This is a genomic window from Pseudoalteromonas sp. GABNS16E (assembly GCF_028598715.1).
GTDB lineage: Bacteria > Pseudomonadota > Gammaproteobacteria > Enterobacterales > Alteromonadaceae > Pseudoalteromonas > Pseudoalteromonas atlantica.
In genome coordinates this window covers 1-701 of sequence record NZ_JAQREZ010000149.1, presented here as the reverse complement: position 1 = coordinate 701, position 701 = coordinate 1, and the positions used below count along the sequence as shown (strand labels likewise).

The 701-nt window shown below is 36.5% G+C and carries 1 protein-coding gene; it reads right to left on the bottom strand.

The genetic code is table 11. The annotated features are described in order from the left end of the window. Positions 1–307 precede the first annotated feature (307 nt). Positions 308–592 (bottom strand): RepB family plasmid replication initiator protein, encoded by a 285-nt coding sequence (locus tag PSI06_RS21775; protein ID WP_369128034.1) that lies wholly within the window; start codon positions 590–592, stop codon positions 308–310. Between the last annotated feature and the right edge of the window lie 109 nt (positions 593–701).

Sequence of the window (701 nt, the reverse complement as noted above, 5' to 3'; positions counted from 1 at the left end):
AACTGAATCAATAGTCTAATTATATAAATATCAGTATATTAAGTGAACTAAATGTATAGATTAATAGATCATAAGCAGAACATACTTAGACCAAAAGGTGATCAGAGTTTTCACACAGTCTGGGCACAGAGCCGACCTTCGGCTCTAACTCGTTTTTGTCCAAAAATGATTTTGATCGACCGTCTGCTGAACGCTCAAAGCTCTTCATTCTGAATTAAAAGCTAACCAATAAAAGCTGAGGGTTTCACGTTGAAAATCACTTAATATAATTGATTATTAATTCTAAGCTTTCATAAATTGTTAAGTGTTAAAGGCACGATACTAAAAACTCTGGGTTGAAGTACAATTTTACCCGCCCCTTTCCAGATTCACATACCACTTTCTCCAAAAACTTTATAGGTTCTTTTTTACCTTCGAACTGAACCATAGCCTTGGAGAAAGCAGAGGCAGCCCTTTTTATGTCTCTGTATGGATTTTCCGACTCAATAAAAATTTCTTGCCACTCACTTGCAAAAATTGTTACTGGGTTGGAGATGCCAAACAAATAACTTAGAGGCTCTAATTTCGACAATGCTAGGGGTTTTGTGCCCATCCCCTCGAAATGAACCTTAAGCCTATTTTATAACCAACACAGAGGGCGTTCAAAATTCTGTGTCAGCTTAAATTTTTAAATGTCGAGTACGCTATCTAAACGTCCTTCA